This is a genomic window from Salipiger aestuarii (assembly GCF_003259905.1).
Lineage (GTDB): Bacteria > Pseudomonadota > Alphaproteobacteria > Rhodobacterales > Rhodobacteraceae > Salipiger > Salipiger aestuarii.
Window position 1 is genome coordinate 219,168 of sequence record NZ_QLMG01000001.1, and the last position, 24,642, is coordinate 243,809.

At 62.3% G+C, this 24,642-nt stretch carries 17 protein-coding genes and 2 pseudogenes; 5 read left to right on the plus strand and 14 right to left on the minus strand.

What is annotated here, in order from left to right; translation table 11 throughout:
- Positions 1–295: 295 nt before the first annotated feature.
- On the minus strand, positions 296–1,435 hold the full coding sequence (locus tag ATI53_RS01235) for a DNA cytosine methyltransferase (RefSeq protein ID WP_211315387.1): 1,140 nt from the start codon (positions 1,433–1,435) through the stop codon (positions 296–298).
- Positions 1,436–1,515: 80 nt separating this feature from the next.
- Between ATI53_RS01235 and ATI53_RS01240 the strand changes: the two genes are divergently transcribed.
- Together ATI53_RS01240 and ATI53_RS01245 are read left to right on the plus strand one after the other, a co-directional pair.
- Positions 1,516–2,901, plus strand: coding sequence for an ATP-binding protein (locus ATI53_RS01240; RefSeq protein WP_111549540.1), 1,386 nt, complete (start codon positions 1,516–1,518; stop codon positions 2,899–2,901).
- Positions 2,898–3,845 (plus strand): O-methyltransferase, encoded by a 948-nt coding sequence (locus tag ATI53_RS01245; protein ID WP_111549541.1) that lies wholly within the window; start codon positions 2,898–2,900, stop codon positions 3,843–3,845. The genes ATI53_RS01240 and ATI53_RS01245 overlap by 4 nt, the downstream gene beginning before the upstream one ends.
- A 366-nt stretch (positions 3,846–4,211) precedes the next feature.
- Here the strand turns inward: ATI53_RS01245 and ATI53_RS01250 are convergent, their stop codons facing one another.
- The 12 genes and pseudogenes from ATI53_RS01250 to ATI53_RS01315 all read right to left on the minus strand — a co-directional run bounded on the left by ATI53_RS01250 (position 4,212) and on the right by ATI53_RS01315 (position 19,946).
- Positions 4,212–7,316, minus strand: coding sequence for a DUF3427 domain-containing protein (locus tag ATI53_RS01250; protein ID WP_111549542.1), 3,105 nt, complete (start codon positions 7,314–7,316; stop codon positions 4,212–4,214).
- A 60-nt stretch (positions 7,317–7,376) separates the two neighbouring features.
- A complete protein-coding gene (locus ATI53_RS01255; RefSeq protein WP_111549543.1) occupies positions 7,377–7,967 on the minus strand; it encodes a class I SAM-dependent methyltransferase in 591 nt (196 codons plus the stop codon).
- Positions 7,968–8,190: 223 nt separating this feature from the next.
- Positions 8,191–8,583, minus strand: a complete 393-nt coding sequence (locus ATI53_RS01260) for a hypothetical protein (RefSeq protein ID WP_111549544.1) — start codon at positions 8,581–8,583, stop codon at positions 8,191–8,193.
- 113 nt (positions 8,584–8,696) lie between these two features.
- Positions 8,697–9,176 carry a DUF6634 family protein gene (locus ATI53_RS01265; protein ID WP_146609871.1) on the minus strand — a complete coding sequence of 160 codons (480 nt, stop codon included), beginning with the start codon at positions 9,174–9,176 and terminating at the stop codon, positions 8,697–8,699.
- A gap of 114 nt (positions 9,177–9,290) precedes the next feature.
- Positions 9,291–9,659, minus strand: coding sequence for a hypothetical protein (locus ATI53_RS01270; protein ID WP_111549546.1), 369 nt, complete (start codon positions 9,657–9,659; stop codon positions 9,291–9,293).
- Positions 9,656–11,095, minus strand: a complete 1,440-nt coding sequence (locus ATI53_RS01275) for a plasmid recombination protein (RefSeq protein WP_111549547.1) — start codon at positions 11,093–11,095, stop codon at positions 9,656–9,658. Before ATI53_RS01275 ends, ATI53_RS01270 begins: the two co-directional genes overlap by 4 nt.
- A gap of 274 nt (positions 11,096–11,369) precedes the next feature.
- Positions 11,370–11,753, minus strand: coding sequence for a hypothetical protein (locus tag ATI53_RS01280; protein ID WP_111549548.1), 384 nt, complete (start codon positions 11,751–11,753; stop codon positions 11,370–11,372).
- Complete coding sequence (locus ATI53_RS01285; RefSeq protein WP_211315388.1) at positions 11,743–12,543, minus strand: helix-turn-helix domain-containing protein; 801 nt, start codon at positions 12,541–12,543, stop codon at positions 11,743–11,745. Before ATI53_RS01285 ends, ATI53_RS01280 begins: the two co-directional genes overlap by 11 nt.
- A gap of 637 nt (positions 12,544–13,180) precedes the next feature.
- Positions 13,181–14,114, minus strand: a pseudogene (locus ATI53_RS01295) (IS5 family transposase).
- Positions 14,115–15,360: 1,246 nt separating this feature from the next.
- Positions 15,361–17,388 (minus strand): capsule polysaccharide biogenesis protein, encoded by a 2,028-nt coding sequence (locus ATI53_RS01305; protein WP_009506194.1) that lies wholly within the window; start codon positions 17,386–17,388, stop codon positions 15,361–15,363.
- Positions 17,389–17,405: 17 nt separating this feature from the next.
- Positions 17,406–18,557: a polysaccharide biosynthesis/export family protein gene (locus ATI53_RS01310; protein ID WP_111549550.1), complete on the minus strand. Its 1,152-nt coding sequence runs from the start codon at positions 18,555–18,557 to the stop codon at positions 17,406–17,408.
- A 96-nt stretch (positions 18,558–18,653) separates the two neighbouring features.
- Positions 18,654–19,946: a capsule polysaccharide biogenesis protein gene (locus ATI53_RS01315; RefSeq protein WP_009506192.1), complete on the minus strand. Its 1,293-nt coding sequence runs from the start codon at positions 19,944–19,946 to the stop codon at positions 18,654–18,656.
- 108 nt (positions 19,947–20,054) lie between these two features.
- Between ATI53_RS01315 and ATI53_RS01320 the strand changes: the two genes are divergently transcribed.
- Positions 20,055–20,642, plus strand: a complete 588-nt coding sequence (locus ATI53_RS01320) for a riboflavin synthase (RefSeq protein WP_009506191.1) — start codon at positions 20,055–20,057, stop codon at positions 20,640–20,642.
- 141 nt (positions 20,643–20,783) lie between these two features.
- Here the strand turns inward: ATI53_RS01320 and ATI53_RS01325 are convergent, their stop codons facing one another.
- Entirely contained in the window at positions 20,784–23,201 is a 2,418-nt protein-coding gene (locus tag ATI53_RS01325) for a ligase-associated DNA damage response DEXH box helicase (protein ID WP_111549552.1), read from the minus strand.
- 123 nt (positions 23,202–23,324) lie between these two features.
- On the opposite strand from ATI53_RS01325, the gene yghU reads away from it, so the two are divergent.
- Both yghU and ATI53_RS23575 read left to right on the plus strand, forming a co-directional pair.
- Positions 23,325–24,179, plus strand: coding sequence for a glutathione-dependent disulfide-bond oxidoreductase (yghU, locus tag ATI53_RS01330; protein WP_009506189.1), 855 nt, complete (start codon positions 23,325–23,327; stop codon positions 24,177–24,179).
- A 265-nt stretch (positions 24,180–24,444) separates the two neighbouring features.
- A pseudogene (locus ATI53_RS23575) lies at positions 24,445–24,642 on the plus strand (IS481 family transposase); the annotation flags it as partial.

Below are 24,642 nucleotides of genomic sequence, written 5' to 3' on the forward strand. Positions count from 1 at the left end.
CGCAGAATGACGGCACGTACCACTCGAAGGGCGGGAAGCGGAAATTCGCTGCACCGAACCTGATTGGGAAATCTGTGCGCCGAATATGAATTCGTCGTAGCAAAATCGCTAATCGCCCGAAGTGGTACCTAAGATCATCCTGTCAGCCCCAACCGCAAAGCTTATCTCATCCCCCCGAAGATCATTAGCTTTCCGACCTTACATGCATTAAATATATCCGCACACAATGGCTCTCGTCGTGCGATGTTCATCGGTAATTTTACATGCGTTAAGGATTAATCTCTGATAGCGGTGATTAATTGGCCTTAATTTCTATTGGCGCTGTGTATGCGCACGGTGACCAGCTTGGCTGCGGATCACAGATTGAAATTCGAGCGTCAATCAAGGACAAAAAGAGCTCGCGGGAAATGATGGGGGATACACTATTCCCGATCATTCTAAAGCTGTGCCAAGAGGCTCTATGAAACTGGAACCAATCGGGAAACCCCTGGAGCCGTGCGGCTTCACGGACATTGATCACGCGCGGCAGTTCCGGGTGTAGCGGGCGTACTGATTGAAATGATCCTTTGTCCGGACCAGTGCCGGCGCGAAGAGTGGGGCACTGACCATCCCAGTCGAGTCTATAATGCCTTCCAATCTTATCCACCTTTCCAGGCAACACGGACGCGAATCTCTGAGCAACCTCATCTTTATGAGGCACAGTTCTCAGGCCGCTCGTTATACCATCTTTAGTCCTCATCGACTTTGAGTATTCACTGAATCGAATGCAATCTTTTATTCGCCACCAGTCGATTTCCGACTTACGATTAGAGATAAGCTCTGCACCAATAAGGTCTTCAATTGCGTCCCGAACGGAGGTCGCTGGCTTTTTCCTAGATTCTATGCATGACAGAAGATGCTTTGTTCCGCCATTTTTCAGCCCCAGAACGAACACTCTTGGTCGATTAGTCGCTGCGCCAAAATCCTTTGCATTGAATACATGTGGACCAGCAATGCTATACCGGTCTCTCACCTGATCCAAAGCTGCCTCGAGTTCACCGACGTTACGTCGATCCAACAGTCCCTTAACATTCTCCATCAGAAAGAAATCGGGTTCCACTTCGGAGATGAGCCGAAAAAAGTGGCCGAGCAGCGACCGTCTAACGTCACTTGGGTCAGATTTACCCATGGAGCTAAACCCTTGACAGGGCGGCCCTCCCACAATGCCATTGATCTGGCCGCCAGACAACTTCTTCAGCTCGCTTCCGCTCATGGATGCAACATCTCCCAGATGAACGCTTTCACCGGGAAAGTTCTTGCTGTGGGAGCTGGTCAAGATGGAGTCAATGTCGATCGAGAGCGCAACCTCGAAGCCAGCCTGACGTGCGCCTAGGCCAAGTCCTGAACATCCACAGAACAGGTCAACTACGCGATTGTTTTTCATTTTCATTTTCATTGTTAGCAGTTAGCATTTAGCAGTATGTAAGTCGAGTTGGGTGCGCGCTTTTTGGCGAACAGATATGAAGGGGATTTCACGTGACGAACGACGGAAACAAGCTGAGAGCTGAAGGGGCCGAGAGCGACCCGCTATCCGTTGATGCAAGCCCCACAAAGGCCTTCTTCTGCTCGGTCATCACGAGAGACCTGAGTCTGGAGGACGCCATCGCCGACCTTGTAGACAACTGCGTCGACGGCGCCAAGAGGTTGCGCGGCAGTTCGGAGGCTGGCGACGGCGGGGCGTTGTACAGCGGATTGTGGGTGGAACTTCAATTTGACGCCGAAGGCTTTTCGATTAAAGACAATTGCGGTGGAATTGACCTGGAAATCGCAAGAAAATATGCGTTCAAGTTTGGCCGCGACCAGGAATTTGACGGCACCCCCGGTTCTGTGGGGCAGTTTGGCGTTGGCATGAAGCGATCCCTATTTAAAATGGGATCACACTTCAAGGTTGAGACTGCGACGCAGAGCGATACCTATGAGATATCGGTTGATGTGCCTGCTTGGATATCCGATCCGCACTGGGATTTTAGGATATCAAAATTAGATACGGAAGGGGTAGAAGTTGAAGATACCGGTACAGAAATTACGGTAATTAATCTGTATTCCGGTGTTTCCAGTCTTTTTTCGACAAAGTTTTTCAATGATCGGGTCGTGCATGAGATCAAAACATCTCAGCAGCACTTCATTAGAAACGGCCTAAGCATCCGAGTTAATGGTGATGCAATTATCTCTCCCGCATGGCAGCTCGCATCCAGTGAGCAACTCATTCCATTCTATCAGGTCTACGAAGATGAAGGTGGCAAAGACCTTCTAAAAAGTCGCATATATGCTGGGGTTGGACCATCTGCTCCGGCCGCAGCGGGCTGGTATGTTTTCTGCAACGGCAGATGCATTGTTTCAGCAGACCAAAGCTCGACGACCGGTTGGGGTGATCTTCCTGGTGCCAGTGGGGTTTCCGTGCCAAAGTTCCACAATCAGTTTACTAGGTTCAGAGGATACGCGTTTCTTGATTCCAATGATCCGGATCGACTCCCGTGGAATACAACAAAAACAGATTTAGACTTTGATCATCCAGAGTTTGTCAGACTTCGGCAGAGGCTTGTGGAGATCGCTCGCCCCGTTATTAATTTCCTCAATGAACTCGACAACGAGAGGGATTTTTCTCCGGAAGATCAGGTGATCTCGCGCGTTCTGCAAAAAGCGCCACTCACGCCGATCTCGAAGATGGCCGTGCAGCAGACGTTCTCCTATCAAAAGGCCACGGTAAAGAAAGGTCCAGCACTTAAGAATATTGCCTACAAGAAACCTGAGCCAGAAATAGCATCTCTGCAAACTGCACTCGGCGCGAGCAGCGCAAAAGAGGTTGGCGTCAAATCTTTTGAGTTCGCATTTGCTCGTCTAGTTGAGGAGGACGATCTTTGACGGGGAGCTTTGAGACTATCGACTACCGGCTTCGCCCGGCGAAGCATGCGGAAAGGCAAATGCTGGTCGAGCTTGTTGGCAGACTGAGGTTCGATCACATTGACCAGTACTCATATATTGGCATGGGTTCAATTGGTTTTGTTGATCATCGCATGTTCCATCGTGGTCTAGGTATTTGCGACATGGTAAGTATTGAGGCGACGGAGGATGAAGCTGCGCAGGAGCGTTTCCGGCAGAATTCTCCACTTGCCTGCATTGCGATGAAGTTCGGATATACTTGGGATGTTATTCCGAATCTCAGCTATGAGCGGAGGTCAATCTGCTGGCTTGATTACGATGATCGGCTATCTGCAAACATGGCTGCAGACATGACATCGCTAGGGGCGAGGATCAAGAGTGGCTCTTTCCTTTGTGTCTCTTTTGCTTGTGGGATTCCCCTAGATATAGTTGGGTCAGACAGGGAAATGGATCGGCTTCGAGAGGAGTTCCCTGATTTTGTGGGCGAAGGCTCAAAGCCAGAGGACTTTTCCGGAAAAAAGTACTCTGATCTTGGTCGGGAGGCACTAGGGGCCGCGCTAGAGCGTGCCCTGCATGATGCTGATGCAACTAAGCCGTTTGACGAGCAAAGAATTTCCTCCCAGGTTTGCTATTTCAGATATCGTGATGGCGCAGCAATGGCGACTGTTGGATGGGTTATTTACAAGCGCAACGAGCAAGATGCATTCGATAGTTGTCGTTTGGATCAGCTAATTTACTATAGGGATGCGGATGATGCATTCGTCATAAAGATACCGAAACTTACACCCTTCGAGGTTTCGAAACTTGAAAGACTAATGCCATCGGACGGGATTCCTGAAATTGAATGGTTGAAGGAGCGAGAGAGGGAACAGTTTAAAGAAATCTATCGGTACCTTCCTAACTTCGGAATATTCGAACCGGTCTGAATTTGGCCTGAGGGCCTCCTTGAGCGGTTTTGGGCCGAAACGCTGGCTCAACCTGATTGGCCTCGCCCTTATCTAGTCGGATCAAAATAGTTTCTTCTAAGGAGCGCTGGATATCATACCGGCCCCATGCTGTTGGCTTTCGCCTGTCTGGTTTTCCTGCCCGATGGAGCAAACGACAGGTTCTCGGAGCCCGCGCCGCAGCGATGAACAGCTGGCGAATGACCGCTTCGGGCCGAAAGCGCCGGCCAAACCTGGCAGCCCTCTTCCAGGTGCCACGCCCGTTACCTGCGCAACTTGGCCATTCATGCGATGTGCAGCCGATGGTCGGCGGTCCACCCTTCACTGCCTCAAACCAATATAGGTGCGTCACCCCACGCCAAACAGCGACTGCAATCCTGCTGGAAGGGGTTCGGTCAAATCCAGTTGGACAGTGATTGGGGCTTCTCCCTCCCAGCCTGCGAACGTTACCGGGCCGGCATAGCGAAACGGAGCGGCGCGGCCATCACGGAGTTTGGAGTTTCGGACGAAGAGGTGGATCGTCCAGCCGGGCTCGTCCCCTGAGATGATGCGTCCTCGTGAGCTTTCACGACGGGTGCTGGTCTGGGTTTGCCAGATGAAGCGCGTCGGAGTGGCAAAAGCATCGGCATAGTGGTCTCCGACAGACATGCTGCGCTTGTCCATGGTGACCAGCAGGACCATGACCTTAGCCTTTGGGATGACAACGATTCCGGAGTTCCAGGACCCGGTATTGAACCTCTCTCCAAACAGAGGAGGGATGCGATCGCGGGGATATTCGTCCCAGATCTTTGCCGGCGCTGGTGCGGGGATATATGGTGTTTGGCCCTCGGCAGCCTCCGCGAGAGGACTAGCTTCGTCCTGACTGTAAGTCGTGGCGCGGTTCTGCAGGTAGCGCAGGAGGCGCCAGTCGACGATCTCGGATGCGAGTTCCGCCAGTGCTGGATCAGGGGCGTTGCCAAAGGTGGTCTCAAACGTGCCGGGACGGAGCTGGAACCACTCCTTCTCGGACAAGTACTTCAGCGGGTTCTGTGTCAGCAGGGCCCGCAGCGCGGCGGGGTCTTTGGGATCGACGCTGAGGTCTGCCTTGATCTCCGGATTGCGACGCGCGAGGCGCGCGACACGGTCGGCCAGATCGGAAATGGCGATGCGTCCCGGAAAGGCTCCGGCCTCGATCATGCCGCGCAGGACCAACATCTTGTAGCTACGGGTCATGCGGGTGGTTTCGATCTCATCGAGCAGCCCTTTGCCCGCGGTCCATGCCGCGTGGCCGGCGGCGGAAAGATCGCCCATGTCGTTGATGAAGCCGAGCCATCCTTCGTGGCCGGTGCGGCCGGGGTTGAAGCCGGCGTGTTGAACCTCGGACGCGGTGGGGCGGACGCCGTGGCGGTCGCGGAAGTCGCGATAGAAGGCGGTCAGCTCTTCGCCATCACGGGGTTGGCGTATCAGGGACTTCAGGATGTCGAGTGCTTCGAGGTCGTAGGTGACTTCGCAGCCTGCGGGAAAGGAAATTTCATGCCGGGCGAAGCGCTCCAGGGCGATCCGCAGCGCACCTTCGCCCGCGCCGATGCGCAGCAGGGTGCGGGCTTTGGTCAGGAAGATCCTGTGGTTGCCGATGTAATCAATCACAGCAAGGTGCGTCTTCTCGGCGGACCGGCGCAACCCGCGGCCAAGCTGCTGCAGCCAGATCACTGGGCTTTCGGTGGGGCGCAGCATCAAGACCGTGTCAATGGATGGCACATCCACGCCTTCATTGAACATGTCGACTGCGTAGACGATGTCGAGGTCGCCCTCTTCAAGGGCCTTCAAGGCGCTGGCGCGTGGGGCAGAGGTTTCTCCGGAATGCACGGCCACGGCGCGTAGTCCGCGGGCTCTTGAAAACTCGGCCATGAAGTCGGCATGACGACGCGAGACGCAGAAGCCGATGGCTTTCTTGCCGCCCCGCTGTGCGAGCTGGTCGAGCGCGTTTTCAGCACGGGCTTGCGTGGCGACAGCCTCAGTCAGTGCCGCCTCATCAAACCGTCCGCTGCGCCAGGGGATTTGCGCGTATTCGACAGGGTCAGGGACGCCGAAATACTTGAACGGCGACAACAATTCTCTGTCGATGCCCGACCAAAGGTCGCATTCGTAGACGAGGTTTTCTTCGCAGAGGCCAAGAAGGTCACCGCCATCAGAGCGGTCAGGCGTTGCCGTCAGGCCCAGCAGGAAGTCAGGTGTGAAATAGTCGATAATCCGCCGATAGGTCGCAGCGGCCGCGTGGTGGAATTCGTCGACGACGATGTAGTCGAAGGCATCCGTCGAGAAGCGGTTCAGATGTTCGTCGCGGGAGAGCGTCTGGATCGAGGCGAAGAGCACGTCCGCGCCGAAGTCCTTCTCACCTCCGCCGAACCTTCCAAGCCGGGCCTTGGGGCGGACTGCACGAAACGCCTCCATGGCTTGCGTCAGGATCTCTTCACGATGCGCGACGAATAGAACGCGCGCGGAAGGCTGGCTGTCAAAGGCGGCGAGGAAAGTTTTGCCGAGGCCGGTTGCCAACACGACCAGACCAGCGCGGTATCCTTTGGCGCGTGTCGCGGCCAGGGCAGCGAGAGCCTCCAGTTGGATGGCGTGCGGTTTGGGTGCGTCTTCGGGCGGCTCCTCCGGCACGCCGGAAGTCATCGGCGTTGGGGCGATCCGTCGCGTTTCGTAGCTGTCGATCCACTCGGGCGAAAGGCTCGTCACGTCGGGCCGGGCAAGAAGATCTTCGAATGCCGCGCGGGCAGTGGTCAGCGGCAGGGCGTCCGACTTGTCGAAGTGGCGGAGGTTCCATTCGACGCCATCGGTCAGAGCCGAGCGTGACAAGTTCGACGAGCCGACGATCAGCGCTCCAGAGCCGTCGGCAAAGGAGAACATCCAGGCCTTGGGATGAAACGGTATGCGCGCCGCGCGGAAGATGTAGAGATGCCGGTCGTGGTCGAGATCCTGCATGAGGCGCAGCGCAGTCGGCTCGGTGACATCCAGGTAATCGCCGGTGAGTAGCCGCAACCGCCCGCCGCGGTCGAGCAGGTCACGCAGGTGGGGAAGGACGAGGCGCGCGCCGGAGGTCATCAGGAAGGACACGGCGAGATCGACACTTTTCGCCTGGTCGATCAGGGGGCGGAGGTGGGCATGGAGCGCGTCGTCTCCGCCTGAAATAAGCGGTCGGTCGTGCGGGGCGCCGGGGATTGGACCTGTCGCGGATGCCGGGGCTTCGAGGCGAAAATGAAAATGCGGCCCAGACTCGATAAGGGCGACCGAGGCGGTGATGCCGTCGGTCTCGAGCTGGGTCTGAGCCGGGGTGATCCGCGCCATCAGGGCCGATTGCTCGGCCCCGTCGAGGTCGCGCCACCGTCTCGCGTGTCGCCGCGGAGCGAGGATCAGGCCGGCCCCGTGGCGGATCAGAATGACCTGGGCGTCGCATTCGACCACCTTGTCCATGGCCGGGCTACAGCATGGACAGGGTGCGTTGTCTGCGGAAGGCAATTCAGCGGGCAAGTGTCAGGTTTTTCTCAGCAAGGCATTGACCCAAATGTCTTCTTTTCTATCAGGGCGGCGATCTTCGGATCGCCAGGTTTCAACCTGCCGCAGAGAAGGGAGTTCGTCCAGGAGGGCCGAGAGAGTTTCTTCGGTCATGTCGGTGAAATTGCGGCCGTCTTTTCGGCGGTTACCGGTGCCGAATTTGAATGAGGCATAGAGGATGCCGCCGCGGACAATGTGATCCGCGAGTCGCTGGAAGACGGCGGGCAGATCAGCGCGGGCAACATGTAGGAGCGACGCACAGGCCCAGATGCCATCAAATGGCTGCTCCCATTGGAATTCCTCGAAGCTGAGGTGTCGGACCGGGACGCCGCTGAAGAGAGTGGCTGCCTGAACCATCGCTGGGGAGGCGTCGAAAGCTTCAACCTCATAGCCTGCAAAGCGGAACGCACGGGCATCGCGTCCGGACCCGGTGCCTGCGTCGAGAATGCGGCATTGGCCCCCGGGCATCTGAGGCAGTTGCGCCAAGAACCGGGCGCGCAGGTCCGACATGTCGACCGATTGAGTGGCGGCAATGAAGTTCTGCGCATTTGCTTCGTAATAGTCGGCCATTCCTTCAATCCGGTCGACGCGAACGAGCGAACTGTCAGAAGTGCGGCTTGCCCTGTCAATCCCGGCCCGCACTGCTTTGCCTGCCTCATCAGCGAGGAGCCCAAGGAGACTGCGATAGACCGTCAAATCGTGTGGCCGAAGTCACTTGCTTGAGGAGGACCCATTACCGAAGTCCTGACCCTTTGAAGCTTGCGTCGGTTCCTAATTACTTCGATGCAAGCGCTTAGGATGACAATCCGAGTTCCTTGAGTATGGCATTGAGCAACTGCCCATCATCCAACCCTGTTAGCTCCGTGCTGCGACCAAACGTTTCCAGAGCCCAGATCGTCAGGAGCTTCCGCATGACGGCTTCGGGCGCGTCCATTCCGTTTGTGGCCAGGTCGAGCAGGAGGAGCTGATAGGCTTGGTCGAGGCTTCTCGTGGACCCGGCACCGCCGCGGGATCGCGAGCTGATGTGCGGTGATATCGTAGGCTTTAGCAGCTTGTAGACGGCGTCCTTCGCTTCGGCGGCCCACGGATCGCCCCGTTCTGAAACGTCGGCGCAGACTGCGAGATTGCCGATCTCGGTGGCGCTCAGCCAAGTTCCGAAAAGGTATTTTCCACCTACCTCTGACATATGCGTCTCTCCAAGCTCGCACTTCTTCCACACAGGTAGAACAGGGGCCGCCTCTAGTCTGCGACGGCGTTTCCCATGATCTTTCGAATGTTTCCGGGCACAACCGACTCCCGCTAGATGAAGAGGCCTGTGACCGGACCGAGCGGCTCGTTCGACCCATCGACCCCAGCCGTATTCGTCTCAGGCAAATCAGTTGCCACTGGTCGTCCGCCCGACACGATTTGGTCGCGCCAAGCCTCCCGATGTCGCGTGAGCAGCTCCTGCGCGGCATCAAGAGCTTCTCTCCGCTTTGCCTGCGGATCGGGTGACGCAACCGGCACAGCTCTCAGCCGAGCAAGGCGATACCAGCGCGACATTGTCCGCAACCAGCCTGCCTCGAGGTCGAAATCGTACTGGAAGCCCAGCACAGGAGACGTCGTCACCCATGGGTCTGAAATCTCGGGATGGCCGCTCACGTCGCCATCGGCCCGGATGGCATCACCGTCACGCCAGACAAGGAACCAGTTGTCGATCATCGGGGCGCCATCGATGTCACCTGAGCTCGGCCCGGCCTCGGTCTGCTCGATAGCGGACAACAAATCCTCACAGCTCATGTGTCGCATTCTTCGGGCCTCCTTGTCCGATGGCAGCCGGTCGTGCCTTTGAATAGTGCATCGCGTCGTGATCGGGGCAACCGATCATGATTGATCCCGTCAACGCCGAGGTGATCAATAGGGCCAAAACGGTGGTCCCCAGAGCGCCAGGGATATGAAAGTGCTGCCCAGCAGGACGCTTCCCAGCAGTATGCCCAGACCAAGGCGCTTATGTCTCCGCAGAAGGAGCCCGCTTTCCTCGCCGAGAATGGCGAGGTCTGCTTCGAGCTTCGCCTGCCGCTTTTCCGCCGCAACAACCCTTCGGCCGGTAACCTGCATGACGCCCCCGATCCGGTTTGCCTCGGCCGCCACCTCCTTGCGGAAGGCCGTCATCTGCCGTTCGAGCTCAGCCTGCATCTCCGAGAGCTCTGCTTCCGTCTTCCGGAGCGTGCCGCTTCGTCTGGCCCGAAGCTCCTCGATCCGGGCGTCCAGCTCTCGGGTCATGGTTCGATCCCCTTCTCTGACTGGTGTATCGGATCGCGCCCGGCCGGGGGCTGATCCTCCACCAGGTCGCTCAATTCAGCCTCGGCCGCAGCCGGTTTCAGGTGGCGCTTGATCAGTTCCCAGCAGCGGGAGACGATCTGGAGGATACGATCCAGGGAGCTCGCGACACCCAGCTCGCCGACCCGACGCTTCAGGCGTTCATCGTGGATGGTCCAGCCTACCCCCCTTGGCGCCGGCACGACTTCACCGGTCAGCACGCCGATCATCAGCTTGCGGGCCAGCTCAAAGGCCTCGCGCACCCCGTCTCGGCGGTAGGCATCGGCCTGGGACCGGACCTCTTCCATTTTACGCTCGGCGTCGAGCCGTAGCTGCCGCGCCTTGCGCTTGGTGTCGAGAAGGTGGGCGTCGGCCACGGCGGTATCTTCCTCGGCCTTCTTCCGGGCACGTTTTTCCAATCTTCTTGCCTCCGCCTCCGCAGTGGCCAACCTGGCCACTGCCGCCTCCCGATCGCGGCGGGCCGCCTCGAGTAGCTCGTTGCTCTCCGTCGAGGCGCTCTGCCGCTTCGCCGCAGCCTCTGCGTCCAGGAGGGCGGCTTGTTCCAGCTGCTCCGCCAGACGGGCCGTGATCTCCTCCTCCGTGGCCGAGAGTTCTTCCTCGTGGATGGCCAGCGCCGAGACACGATCCTCCATCTCCCGCAGCAGCAACGCATCCTGCTCCGCAGCCGCCTTGCGCGCGCGCCACTCCGCCCGGGACAGCCTTTCCCGCTTTGGACCCAGCCGGGTCAGGGCGGCGGCGATGCCGACTTCGCGGTGGTACTCGTCCTGAAGCTCCCGCGCCCGGGCTTTGTAGGCCTTGTTTCCGAGCTTCACCGCGGATTTTGCATCGTGACCGGCCTCCCGGGCAGCGGCTTCAGCTTCGGTCTTCGCGGCCCAGGCGGGGTTCAGGTCCCGGGCGGAGCAGGTGGGATCATCCGTCGGCAGGACAAAGGCGTGGAGATGCGGGTGCTCTTCGTCGAGGTGCTCGACCACGCCCATCAGCTTCTCGCCGAACATCCGCCGGAAATGGGCGAGGTTGTACTCGACCCAGGTCTCGTATTTCCGCCGCGCTTCCGCGTCCGCCTCGACCTGGCTGGACTGGAGCGGATGCGAGGCCACGCAGGTCAGCAGCGTGTGCCGGTCCTTGCGGATGCCGCGCTCCTTGGTCGAGCCATCGGCCAGCGTCACGGAAATCCGCCCGGCCTCCACCATCGCATCATGGCGCTCCTTGATCCGCGCCGGGTGCAGACCCGCAACGACGCGCGGCGGGCGAGGGGCGCGGACGTGAGTGGAAAACCGAGGGACACGGGCCGCTTCGGCCAGCACCTGCTCGACCGATTGGCCGGCTGGGTTGGCCTTGCGCGAAAAGCTCTGGAGGTGGAAGAACTGGGGGCCGCTCATGCTGTGACCTCCGTTACCCGGGAAACGCAATATGGACCGACTACTGTGTTGGCAAGCAACACGTCGGGCAAGGCGCTGCGCCCCTGCACCCTGCCACGCGGCTGCGCCGCCGATCCGTCCCGGATCGAAGCCGCCCGAGGCGGCTGCAAAAGCCCTTCTCCGCCAGCCATGGGGGTGGCGCGTCGGCAGGCTTTTGCGGGGTGTCCCGGGAGTGCAGGCTGCACCGGCGCGGCGTTCGTTGGCCAGCCGGGGGCCGGGATCATGCCGGGTCTGGTCATCGCAGGAACCCCGCTGCCTGGGCCTCTTCCCGCGTGATCAGCCCGCGCTGCACCGCCTGGAAAACCCTGTCCTCCGGCAGGTGCCGGTACATCCAGTCCTTCCGCTCGCGGATGGCGTCGGCGGCGTCGCTGAGCTGTCTCTCGGCGATCTCTTGCGGCCTGTGCGCCTCGGCCCTGGCCGCCTTTACGAAGGGCCGCCATTTCCCCAGCCTGAACCAGTTGTCCGAGAAGCTGACCTTCGATCGGGTGTGCCTGGCCGAGTGCAGAGCGTAGGCATTCACCCCCGTCAGCAGTTCGGCTGCCGTCACCTCGGACAGCGCATCCCGGGCCAGCCTGAGCGAGGCCGGCCGGTCCCGCCTTGCTGATTTCTCAGATCGCATGGCGGTTCCCCCCTGCGGCTGGGGCAAAAGCCTGCCCAAGACGCGATGCGCGCTGCATCTGACGCGGTGCAAAGGACGCGATGAGTGGCGCAGACGGCGCGGCGCATGTGCCGTCCTGCGCCTGACGGATGACATCCCGCAGAACGCGCAATTGCGCCTGCCATTCCGCACTGCCCACTGGGGCCGGTGTCCGGGCCGGAAGCCAGAAGCCCAGGTGACGCTCGTGCGGTGACAGGGGCAGGCTTCGCTCCAGCGTCGTCATCCCTTCCTGGGCCAGCCGCGCGTCCCAGTCCCGGACAAAGCAGATGCCCCTTGGAACGAAGACAAGGTCCGGGCGCGTTCCGCCGGATTGCCTTTCATCGGGCAAATCCGGCGCGGACCCGCGCCCTTGTTCTTTTCTAAGTTCTTGTTCTCTGTTCGGGGGACAATCCTGTCCCCCTTTGCTGGACAGGTCTGTCCCGCTTTGCGGACAGGATTGTCCCCCTTTCGCACGGCTAAGCGGGACAACCTTGTCCCCCTCCCGGCGACGCTCGGTGGCCCGCTGCATGGCCGCCTCCGTCGGTCCGTAGCGCGAGGATTTCCCCTTGTTGGTCCCGCGCTCCACGGTCATGTAACCCGCCGCCTCGACCTTGTTCAGCGCCCGTTTGACCGACTTGGCGTGCTTGCCGATGGCCGCGCCGATGGTCTCGAACGACGGGCGGCTCTCGCCGGTCTCGTGGTCTGCATGCGCCAGTGCCAGGTAGAGGGCTACGCGCAAGGCGTTGTCGTCCAGGTCGTGGTCGGTGACCATCTCCAGCAGATATTGCAGCTTGATCTTGCAGAAGGGCAGAACCTCAGACATCGGCCCCTCCCGCGATTGCGATCACGGGCGCGATCTGGTATCCAATCTGAGCAAACTTTTCGATTTGGCCGTTGACGCGGGTGCCAGCCCAGTCAGCGGCCTTTCGGTTTCTAGGTCCCGTGAAACGGTTCGCCAGAGGCCCGAAAAGCCCAATCAAATCAAGGGGCGAAGTTTTCCGGTTCGCCAGCGTAACCCCTTGATTTTCAACAACGCGCAGACTCCTGCACGGCTCACCACTATGTACCTGAAATGGCTGTAAAAGGCATTTCGATGGTTACAGAATTGTCCGAGCGTCCGAAACTGTCCGACTCGGACGATCTCGGACGCGGGACATTTTCGGTCTAGTTCAGATCTTGTCGCGCGATATTTCCAGCAAGATCTCCCGCGATGTTTCGGCAGTGGTCCTGGGCGCGGATCAACGCAAGCACGACGACTTCCTGGTCTGCGGGTAACCGTATCTGTCCAAGATAATCGACCAGCGCCGTCGCCAGCCCTTTTTGTTGATCAAGAGCATCTGCGATGTCTTCGGGCCGGCTCTGTTGCACAAATCGGGTGACGGACAGGTTTCCCCTATCCCCGGACGGACCTATCCCATGGCTTCCTTGACGGGGATGCCGAGGGCGGTGAAGCCGTTGAGCACGGCGACCCGGACCTGGAACTCGGCGACCTGGCGGTCGAACTCGCGCGCGGAGAGGCGCTGGCCCAGGAGCTTGACGCAGTGCATCTTGGTTTCGGCGCGGCTTCGGCGGTGATACCCGCTCCATCGTCGCCATATGGTTCGACCGACACGCTTCGATGCCCGCAGAATCTCGTTGCGTTCGATAGCTCCGGCGGTGTCGAGTTTCCACGGTTTGGCATTCTTGCGAGGAGGTATGATCGCCGCGGCACCTCGGGCCGCAATGGCGTCATGGGACTTGCGGGTGTCGAAGGCGCCGTCGGCGGTGACGCTGGCAATCTCGTGGCCGGGCGGGATCTGGTCGTGCAGTTCGGGCAGCATGGGCGCATCGCCGACATCGCTGGTGGTGAACTCGGCGGCCCGGATTCCGAGTGATTTCTCGTCGATCCCGATGTGGATCTTGCGCCAGACCCCGCGTCTGGCGCCACCATGCTTGCGGACGTTCCACTCGCCTTCGCCTTCCCCCTTGATGCCAGTGCTGTCGATCAGCAGGTGTAACGGGCCGTCCGAGCCGCGGTAGGGGATGTTCACCTTCAAGGTCTACTGCCGTCGCGAGAGCCTGCTGTGTTGATCGGCTTGGACTGGGCCGTGCCTGACTTCAGCACGCTCTCGACGAACCCTGTCGTCTGGCGCAAGGCCATGCCGAACAGCACCTTCATCGTCAGGCAGGTCTGGATGGCGGCGTCGCTGTAGTCCGGCTGTCGCCCGCGCCTCCCGGTCGGCGCGGCTTCCCAGATCATGGCGGGGTTGAACCAGATCGTCAGCGAGCCGCGGCGCTTGAGCGCCTCGTTGTAGGCCGGTCAGTTCCGGGTCTTGTATGCGGGGGGGGGATGGGTCTGGTCATGAAGCCCAGCTACCATGGTGGATTCACGAAATGAATCCCTCACCGAATTTGTGCAACAGAGCCTGTCGGTACTGTCAGCGGCTTGCCTATCCGTCGCAACGTGAAGACGCATCTGACCGTTTGGCGCGGCGGGCAGGCAAAACCCGTGATCGGCTTGGATGGGAGCCGGGCATACTGAACGGCGCGGGCGCTAAGCCGCAGGGGATGCACTGGCGAACATATCGACGCCTCGTCCATCAGCATCAACGGCTTTCACAGGCATCCATCGCGGCCATGCTGGCGCAGTTTTATCGTGATCCGCTCGCCAGCGACATGCTTGCGCAGCACGTAGTCAGCGACTGACGGTGGGCAGAAAGGTGGCTTTTGCGACAGGTCATCTCAGAAAAAGCAATGAAAACATCGAATTACGCCGATTTAATGGTGCCCCCACACGGACTCGAACCGCGGACCTACTGATTCATACCACTACGACTTTCGCCGCCACGCACCTGGCGCTTTGTGGTCTGGACTTTCTCTTCATCATAGCCTCACGAGGCCTTAGATGGGTGCCGTCAAGTCTCTACACGTTCGATCCGGGTTGCCCCGGAAAGCTTCGCTCGGGATTGCCAGCAGTTTGACCTGCGCAGGTTTCCCCGAATTTGACACCAGTTCACCTCAACGTTTCCCTTGAGGGCTGCAACTTGCCCCAGTGTTGAAGCCTGGGGCGGCGCTACAAATCAGTTGCTCTACCAGCTGAGCTATAGGGGCACTCATACAACGAATGTTTGCCTCGGCCTACCGCAGATGTTTGCGAGCGGCGCGATGACAAAACCGGAACACACGAAACCGGGTCAGGATCGAAATGCGCGTCTGCACACCGTCGAAACACGTTCTGACCCGCGCGAATCCAGCTGGAAACCTCTTAACGGCAGAGAGTATCCGACGCAAGCCGCCAACAAACACACTGCGGCACCCGATGACATTTGGGCCGGACAAGACCGGGCAGGGCGGCCCCCCCCCGATTCCCGGTACAGGCCCGCAAAACCCGACGGGCATGGCGCGTGCTGGGATACAGCGTCCGCGGCGGCGCGCACGGTCGTAGCGAGACGCTCCACACCATGCGTCTGTCGCACGGAAGGCGCGCGGCGCGATCCCGACCGGTCAGCATTTCGGCGTCGCGGTTGCGGTCGGGGGCGACAAGGCGCCTGACCTCTGTGCTGACGGGTATCTGAACGCAGGTCGTCTCCATGACCCCGCTCAGGGCGGGCTAGCGGCGCCAAAGATGTGCGCGGCTGGCAAAAAGGCCCTGTAGTTTCGACAGGCTGCGGTTGACCGCGCCGCGCCGCGCCGGGTCGGCGGCAAGCCGGTCGACGATCACCTCGGGCGGGCAGGGCAGCCCGGTCACAGGGTCGCGATAACGCGGATAGGCGATCAGCGTGGCGTGGACCAGCCCGGCCAGCGTCGGGCGGGGGCCGGGCAGGCGGCGCGCCGGTACCGGCCCCAGATCGCGTGTCAGCCCCCAGCCCGCGTAGAACGGGGCGCCCAGCGTGGTGACTCTGACGCCGCGCAACAGCGCCTCGAACCCGGCGAGCGATGTCATGGTCCAGACCTCGTCCACCGCGCCCAGAAGCGCCGCCATGTCGCCTGTGACGGTCAGGTCGGCCCAGCGTCCCGGTGTATCGACAGCGCCGGGCCGCAGCCCGGCCACCACGTCGGGATGCGGTTTCCAGAGGATCACGGCGGTGGGGTTGTCGGCCCGCACGCGGTCCAGCAGGTCTGCGTTTCGGGTCATGTGCGGGCTGCCAAGGCGAATCGACGCGTCATCCTCGACCTGGCCCGGAACCAGAATGCGGTGACCGTCGGGCAGCGGCGGCAGGAGGCCGGCAAGGTTGTATTTGGTCAGCCCCAGCGACACCAGCCGGGTCGCCAGGATTTCCGCCCGTGCGAGCGCGTCATCGCGCAGCAGGGGGGCATCGGCGATCAGTTTTTCCAGCGTCGACGGGCGGGTCGGGTCATAGTAGATGCCCATCGGGTCGCAGACCAGCGACAGCGGCGGCACCAGCTCGGCCCCCAGCCCGCGCGAGCGTAGAAAGCCGTCTTCGACGCGCACCGCCTGCGCATCTGTCGCGGTTGTGGCCCAGGCCATGATCCGGCGCGGCGCCTTGCCACTTTCGGGGGCGACATCCGCCCTGGCCCGCGCCTGCGCGGCGTCGGCGGCAAAGATCAGCGGCTTTTGCGCGCCGAAGAACCGTTGCAGGTGGCCGCGTTTCCACATGCGCATGCCGGTGGCGACCCAGCCGTGGCGGTCTTCGCGCCAGGCGCGGGCCTGCGCCTCGATCTGGGCGAGCGCGTCTTCAAGGCGGCACAGCCGGTCGCGGCAGGGGTCGTACCAGGTCGGGTACAGGATCATTGCCGCGGCGAACAACTGGTTGCGGGTCAGCGGCCGGGCGCGGCGGGCGATGGGGGTTTCCGCGTCGGTCAGGCCCCAGCCCGCATAGAACGGCGTGCCGAACACGCGGGGGCGATGGCCGGCAAGGATCGCCTCGAATCCCATCTGCGAGCTGACGGTATAGACCGCGACGGCGCCATCCAGCAGCACCCATGGCGACACCGGGTCGGCGTGCAGTGCGATGCGTCCCCCCGCGTCGCCGGTGCGGAAATGGCCCTTGCGATGCCCGGCGGTGGTTTCGGGATGGGTGCGGATCAGGATGCGTTTTCCGGGATGTTCCTCTTGCGCCCAGTAGAGCATCTCGCGAAAGCGGGTGCGGTCGGCGCCGGACGCGATGACCGACGCGTCGCCCGCGGTCTGGTCGACGACCAGAACATAACCCGGATCGGGCGCGGGCAGGGTGGGATCGACCGCGGCGTATTTGGTCAGGTGCCCTTCGCGCATTCGGGCAATGGCACCGCGCGCGCGTTCCAGCAAGGCGTGGTCGTCCAGCGGATGGGTGGCCAGCAGCGTTTCCAGATCGGACGGGGCGCGCCCGTCGAAATGCACGCCGGTGCGATCCAGCAGCAGGCCGATGGGTGGCTCTCTGTCGCGCCCCGGATGCAGGGAGCGCACAAAGGCATCCTCGATGCGCAGCAGCGGTGCGCCGCGCCGTGCCGCGATGGATTCGCCGCGTTTCGAATAGGGCGACTGCCCCCAGACGCCGACGTGATCGGTGCCCCCCGGCAGCCCAAGCGATACCCGCCACCCGGCAAGCGCCAGAATGCGGCGCAGCCGACGCTGCCGGAGGAAGCCGGCGGTGTAAACGCAAAGACGCCGGGGGCTTTCACCCCCGGCGCCTGGCATTGCGGTATCGGTCAGGGTCAGCTCCCGCTGTCGCTGATGGTGACCGCGGTCGACGCCAGCGTGCTGACCGCGCCCAGCGGGGTGGTCAGAGCCGAGATCGCCTTGGCCCACTGGGCATAGGGCGCTTCGGTCACATACAGCGTGTCCTGATCGCGCACCACGAAGTCGCGGGCCATGAACATGCCGTTCGGCTTGGTCAGGTCCAGCACATAGATCATCCGCTGCGCGCCGGTCAGATCGTTGCGCCCCAGCACCTGGTTGGCGATTTCGGCCGGTTCGTTGCGCAGGACGAAAACCCCGGTGGGGTCAGCCGAGGCGGGCAGCAGGCCGCCCACGGTGGCGATGGCCTCGACCGCCGAAAGGGTCTGCGTTTCGAACGGCACGCGCGCCTGGGCACCGGTGGCACCCAGCGCGGTAAAGGCGCGGGTGTCCTGTTCGACAAGGATCTTGTCGCCGCCGCGCAGCGCGATGTCATAGCCGGGCTGGGCGTGCAGATCCTGAAACCAGATGGTTTCGGTCTGTCCGCCACGGGTGACCGAAACCTGTGCAACTTCCGGCGTGATGGTGATGCCGCCCGCGCGGGCCAGCATGGCGGCCAGGGTGCGGGTGGGGCGTTCGATGGCGTATACGCCCTGACCGCCCACCGCGCCCAGCAAGCTGACGGTCGATCCGTCCCCGGCAAGGCGGCGCACCTCGACCTGCGGGTCGGGGGTCTGTTCGGACAGGCTGGAGGTGATGACGCGGCGGATCGCCTCGGGCGAATTGCCCGCCGCCCTGATACGGCCCGCATAGGGCACGAAAATAAAGCCCGACCCATCGACCTGCACTTCTTCCAGCACGGTGGCGTTGGCGGTTTCCGCCGCCAGCAGGCCGTCATCGACGTTTTCCCAGATCGTCAGGCCCAGCGTGTCGCCGGCCCGGATGGTGTCGGACCCCAGCGTCGACGCGTTGCGAAAGCCCTCGGAAAAGCCAAGCGCGGGCACCAGGGCGGTGGCGCGCGTGACACGGTCATTGACGGACAGCACAAAAGCGTCGCCCTCGCGCTGGACGGACCCGGAAAAGATCTCGCGCTTGTTGGGGCCTGACCGCGGCAGGGCGCAGGCCGCCAAAAGCGACACGGCGGCCAGCAGGGCGACGGTCTTCACCCATCGTTTGGTGGATGGTTTCACTGCTCGGTCTCCTCGACCTGTTATTATTCTGCCTCAGGTTTTTTCGTTAACGTATCGGAAACAGTTGTCAAAAGCCAGCACGCCGGGGGCGCCGGATCAGTGCACGAGCCGCAACTGTTGCCGAGGCGCCGCGGTGCCCAGTGTCAATGCATCGTAAGGGTCGTCGCGGCTGAGCATCATGTCGACCACAAGACGCAGCAACTGGCGGCGCCCGCGTGACGAATAAAATCCGCCCGGAATCTGGCTGGTTTCAAGCAGATAGCGGCGGTAATCGCGATAGGCGCGGTTGTCGGGCCGGGCGGGTTGCGCAAAGAACTCCGCCAACGGCTGGTCCGACACAAAATCCGGCTTGGCATAGACGGCCTGTCCGAACACCCGCAACGGAATGCCGCGCCACAGCACCTGCTGCCCGGCGGTGGAATTCACCGTGACGGCACTGCGGGCCTCGTTGAGCAGGGCAGCCAGCTTGCCGCCGCGCACGAAATGCACGCGCCCTTCGATGCCCGCGCGGCGGGCCGCGTCGCGGATGGTACGCAGCACCGGGGCGCGCCCGTCTTCCAGCGGATGGGCCTTGAATACCAGATGATGATGGCCCGGCGCCCCGCGCGCGAAACCGTCGATGGTCAGCTCCAGAAACTCGGTCATCGACGCGAATGGCGAATGCTCGCGAAAGCTGGCGTCATGTTCCAGTTGCATCAGCACGAGATGATAGGGAAACCCGCCGCGCCGGATGCGAAGCGTTTCGGCCAGCCGCTCGGCGCGGTGCAGCGGCATCAACATCAGGCGTCTGACATATAACTTGAACTCCTGGCCCACCGACAACGCCCGATGGGGCCGAAACGCGCGGTAGGGGCCGTTCCGGAACATGACGAACCAATGATACAGCGCGCCGTAGAACACATGCTGGCGCATGTCGCCCCAGTGGCCCGGAGGCAGCGGGGCCTCCATGTCGGACCGCTCCAGTGCGCCGCGCATGTCATCGACGGACATCCGCATCAGACGCGAATGCCCGTTGGCGCCGCCGCGTTCATAGGTGACCCAGTACGGGCGCATGTAGCCTTCCTCGAACACATGCACGGTGATCCCGCGCGCCCGTGCGGCGGCGGCCGCTTGCGCATGGATGGGACGGGTATCGCCATACAGCACCAGATCGGTGACGCCCTTTTCGTGCAACAGCCGCGCACAGGTGTCGGGCCAGCTTTCCTGCGCGGCGTCGAACGGAATGTAACTGCCGGCATGGAACCAGAATGCGCGGTCCCCCGCGTTGAACCCCACCCGCCAGACCGTCGCCCCGGCGCGGCGCAGCATCGCGCCCAGCTGATGAAAGAACGGGCCGTGCGGTCCCTGAAGAAACAGAAACACGCGGGTGCCTGGAATGGCGTGGCTCATGGTTGCCTCTGTCATGTGGCCCCGGTAACGTATGAAATGGACAATCGCGACCCTATCGCGGTTTTCCGGCGAAATTAAGACCCGCAACGCGGGTGCAGGAGGCAAGGGATGTTCACCGGCATCGTGACGGACATGGGCGAGATCCGCGCTCTGCAAAAGTCGGGCGACCTGACCGCCCGCATCGCAACCTCTTACGATACCGCCGGCATCGACATCGGCGCCTCGATCGCCTGCGATGGGGTCTGCCTGACGGTGGTTGCGCTCGGGGATGACTGGTTCGACATGCAGATCAGCGCCGAAACCCTGTCCAGGACAAACCTCGGCGCCTGGGAACAGGGCCACAGGGTCAATCTGGAACGGGCGCTCAGGGTCGGCGACGAACTGGGCGGCCATATCGTGTCGGGCCATGTGGACGGGCTTGCCGAGGTGATCTCGGTCACGGATGAGGGCGATAGCACCCGCGTGCAGCTGCGCGCACCCGACGATCTGGCGCGGTTCATCGCGCCCAAGGGGTCGGTCGCGTTGAACGGGACCTCGCTGACCGTGAACGAAGTGCAGGGTGCCGTCTTCGGCATCAATTTCATTCCCCATACCAAAGAGGTCACCACCTGGGGCGGCGTCGCCGCAGGAGATCGGATCAACCTGGAAATCGACACGATGGCCCGTTATGTGGCGCGCCTGGCCGAGTATCCCTGACCGCACCGCCCGACCGCGATGGTCCGCCTGCCGCCGTCGGAAGGTCAAGGGCAAGGTGAAGGGGAAAGCGCGGCGCTCCGGCTTCATCTTGCCAGGTAAACTCCGGGGGTGAGGCCGCAAGGCCGAGGGGGCTGGCCCCCTTTACCCTGGCGAAATCTGCGCAAGGCCGGAAATTTCGAGCAGCGCCGTGATCTCGTCCCGCAGCAACCGTTCATCCGCCGAGCCGCGGATCGGCACGCGCCCCGGTTCAAGCAACAGCGGAGCCGACAGCGGAGAGACCCGCTTCAGCCGCCGCAGGTCGATTCGGTCGCCCACCCGCGCGCACATCTCGCGGATGCGGTTGAAATCCACCAGACCGCGCATCGCCTCTTCGCGGGTGATCTGCAACAGTAGGTGGTCGGGGTCGTATTTCACCAGCGTGTCATACAGGACGTCCGACGACATCGTCGCCTGCCTCCCGCTTTTCCGCGCGCCAGCGGTGTTGCGTTCGATCAGCCCCGCGATGGTGGCCGAGGCGCGGAACGTGCGTTTCATCACCGCATTGCCCTGCAACCAGCCGTCCAGCCCCGCCGCAAGCTTGTCCAGATCGAACAGCGGCGCGGGGTCGATCACCGCATCCAGCCCCCAGATCAACACCGCGTAATCCGACGCGACAAAGCCCATGGGCGCCAGCCCTTCCTCTTCCATCCGCTTGGTCAGCAACAGCCCCAGCGTCTGCATTGCGTTGCGCCCGGCAAAACCGTAGGCGACAAGCTGTTCGCGTCCGTCATGGGGAAAGCTTTCGATCAGCAGGCGGCCCTCGACGGGAAGCTCGGACATCTCGCGTTGCAACGCCAGCCATTCGGACGTGTGGGCCGGCAGGCCGGGCCAGCCGTCCTGCTGGAACATGCGCAGGATACGATGCGACAGCTGGGTCGAGGTGGCGAATTTCGTGCCCATGAAGGTGGCGATCTTCGGCTTTTTCGCGGCGTCGCGGCTGACCTCGACGCTCATCTCGCGCAGCCCTTCGTAGCGCACGATCTGGCCGCCGATCAGAAAGGTATCGCCCTTTGTCAGGGAGGCGGCAAAGCTTTCCTCGATCTCGCCCAGCGGCGCGCCGCCGCGCCCGCGCCACCGCACCTTGAGCGTATCTGTGTCCTGAATCGTGCCGATGTTCATGCGGATCCGCGCCGCCGCGCGCGGATCGCGCAGCTGCCACAGCCCATCAGGACGTTGCAATATGCGCTGCCAGCGGTCATAGGCGCGCAGCGCATAGCCCCCCGTGGCGCAGAAATCGAGGCAGGCGTCGAATTCGGCGCGGGTCAGATCGGCATACGCTCCGGCCGAGGTCATTTCAGTATAAAGCGCACCCGGTTCGAACGGCCCCGCGCAGGCGGCGATCAGGATATGCTGGCACAGCACATCGCGCGGCCCGCGCGCGCGCCAGTCGCCATCCAGATCCAGCGCACGAACCGCCTCCAGCGCGGCGACGCATTCGACCACCTCGAATCGGTTGGCGGGCACCAGCAGCGCCCTGGAGGGCGCGTTATAGCGGTGGTTGGCCCGTCCGATGCGTTGCACGAGGCGTTTGACATTCTTGGGCGCGCCGATCTGGATCACCAGATCGACGTCGCCCCAGTCGATCCCGAGGTCCAGCGATCCGGTGCAGACGATGGCGCGCAGATCGCCGTTCACCATCGCCGCCTCGACCTTTTCGCGCTGGGCGCGGTCAAGGCTGCCGTGGTGGATGCCGATCGGAAGCGCGTCTTCATTCGCCAACCACAGGTTGTGGAAAAAGATTTCCGCCTGCGCCCGCGTGTTGTGAAAGATCAGCGTCGTACGGTGCTGCCTGACCTCGTCCAGTACCGCCGGAATGGCATAGGCCGCACCGCCCCCCGACCACGGCGGGGCGGCATCGGTTTGCAGCATCGAAATATCCGGTTCGGGGCCGGGATCGGCGAGCAGAATCTCGCACGGGTCCGGGGCACGCGCCAGCAGGCGGGCGATCGCGGCGGGGTCTTCGACCGTGGCCGACAGCCCGACGCGGCGCAGACCGGGGCACAGGGTGTTCAGCCGCGCCAGCGACAGCATCAACTGATCGCCCCGCTTGCTTTCTGCCAGGGCGTGGATTTCATCGACCACCACCCGTTGCAGCCCGGCGAACATGCGCGGGGCGTCCTCGTAGCTGGTCAGCAGCGCCAGCGATTCGGGCGTTGTCAGCAGGATCTGCGGCGGGTCGGCGCGCTGGCGTCGCTTGCGGCCTGAAGGCGTGTCGCCGGTACGGTCCTCGACCCGGATCGGCAGCCCGGCCTCTTCGATGGGCACCATGAGGTTGCGGCGGATGTCGCTCGCCAGCGCCTTGAGCGGCGAGATATACAGCGTGTGCAGCCCCGTGCGCGGGGTCGCGGTCAGTTCCGCCAGCGTCGGCAGGAACCCCGCCAGCGTCTTGCCCCCCCCGGTGGGCGCGATCAGCAGCAGGCAGCCGCTGCCGGCGCGCGCCAGCATGTCGCGCTGGTGCGGGTGCATCTGCCAGCCGCGGGCCAGGAACCAGTCGTCAAGAGGGGCGGGAAGCACGGTCATGCCTGCCTAGATAGGGTGCCAAGGCACAAAGCGAAACGTCCTGTGCGTCAGCGAACAGCAACGGGTCTGGCAATCGCGGCGATGCAGGCTAGGGTCTGTGCCAGACAGCGCATAGGAGCCGACATGACCGAGCAATACACCCCGCCCAAGGTCTGGACCTGGGACAGCGAGAACGGGGGCCAGTGGGCCTCGCTCAACCGCCCCATCGCGGGCGCGACACATGACAAGGTCCTGCCGGTCGGCGACCACCCCTTTCAGCTTTACAGTCTGGCCACGCCGAACGGGCAGAAGGTGACGATCCTGTTCGAGGAACTGCTTGAGGCGGGCTTTGACGCGGAATACGATGCCTGGCTGATCCAGATCGGAGATGGCGATCAGTTCGGGTCGGGCTTCGTCGATGTGAACCCCAATTCCAAGATCCCTGCGCTGATGGATCGCAGCGGCGACACGCCGGTTCGGGTGTTTGAATCCGGCGCGATCCTGATGCATCTCGCCGAGAAATTCGGCGCCTTCCTCGCGACGGGCAACAAGCGGGCCGAGATGCTGTCCTGGCTGATGTGGCAGATGGGGGCCGCGCCTTACCTCGGCGGCGGTTTCGGGCATTTCTACGCCTATGCACCCTATCCGATGGAATACCCCATCAACCGCTTCACGATGGAGGTCAAACGCCAGCTTGACGTTCTGGACCGTCACCTGGCGGACAATACGTTCATGGTTGGCGACACCTATACCATCGCCGACATGGCGATCTGGCCGTGGTATGGGCGCACCGTGCATGGTAAAGCCTACGATGCGGGCGAATTCCTGGACGTCGGCATCTATAAGAACGTCATCCGCTGGGCGGATGAGATCGCCAGCCGCCCCGCCGTGCAGCGCGGTCGCATGGTCAACGCCGTCAGCGGAGAGCCGTCCGAACAGCTGCGCGAACGCCACTCGGCCAGCGATTTCGCGACAAGGACGCAAGACAAGATCGGCTGAAGACGTACCGGCCGGCGCTGCCCACTGCGGCGGCGGCGGCTGGGATATTTGCGGCATCAGGTTGCAAGCGCAGCAAGCTTGCAACCTGTCCCGTTCGGCTTCGCACGGAAGCAAACGACCCAGCCTGACCCGTTTCCCTACAACTTTGCCGTTATGGCAGAGAGTCGCTGTTTGTTCGATCCCGGACGATCCTGTTTCCCCCCGGCGATCAGCTCCTGTTCATGGCAACAGCGGTTCCAAGGGGCGTTCGGGACGGGGTGCGACCATGCTGGTCCATCTTCACAGCCAGGCAACCACGGTTCGGACGGCCATCCACGCCAGTGACAAACCCGCCGCCATCCTGGCAGAGCGATACGGGACCACCGAACAGACCGTCTGCAACCGGCGGCACCGCGATAGCGTTAAGGATCGCGGTCACACGCCGCGCCGGCTTCAGACCTCATTGACGCCCGCGCAAGAGGCC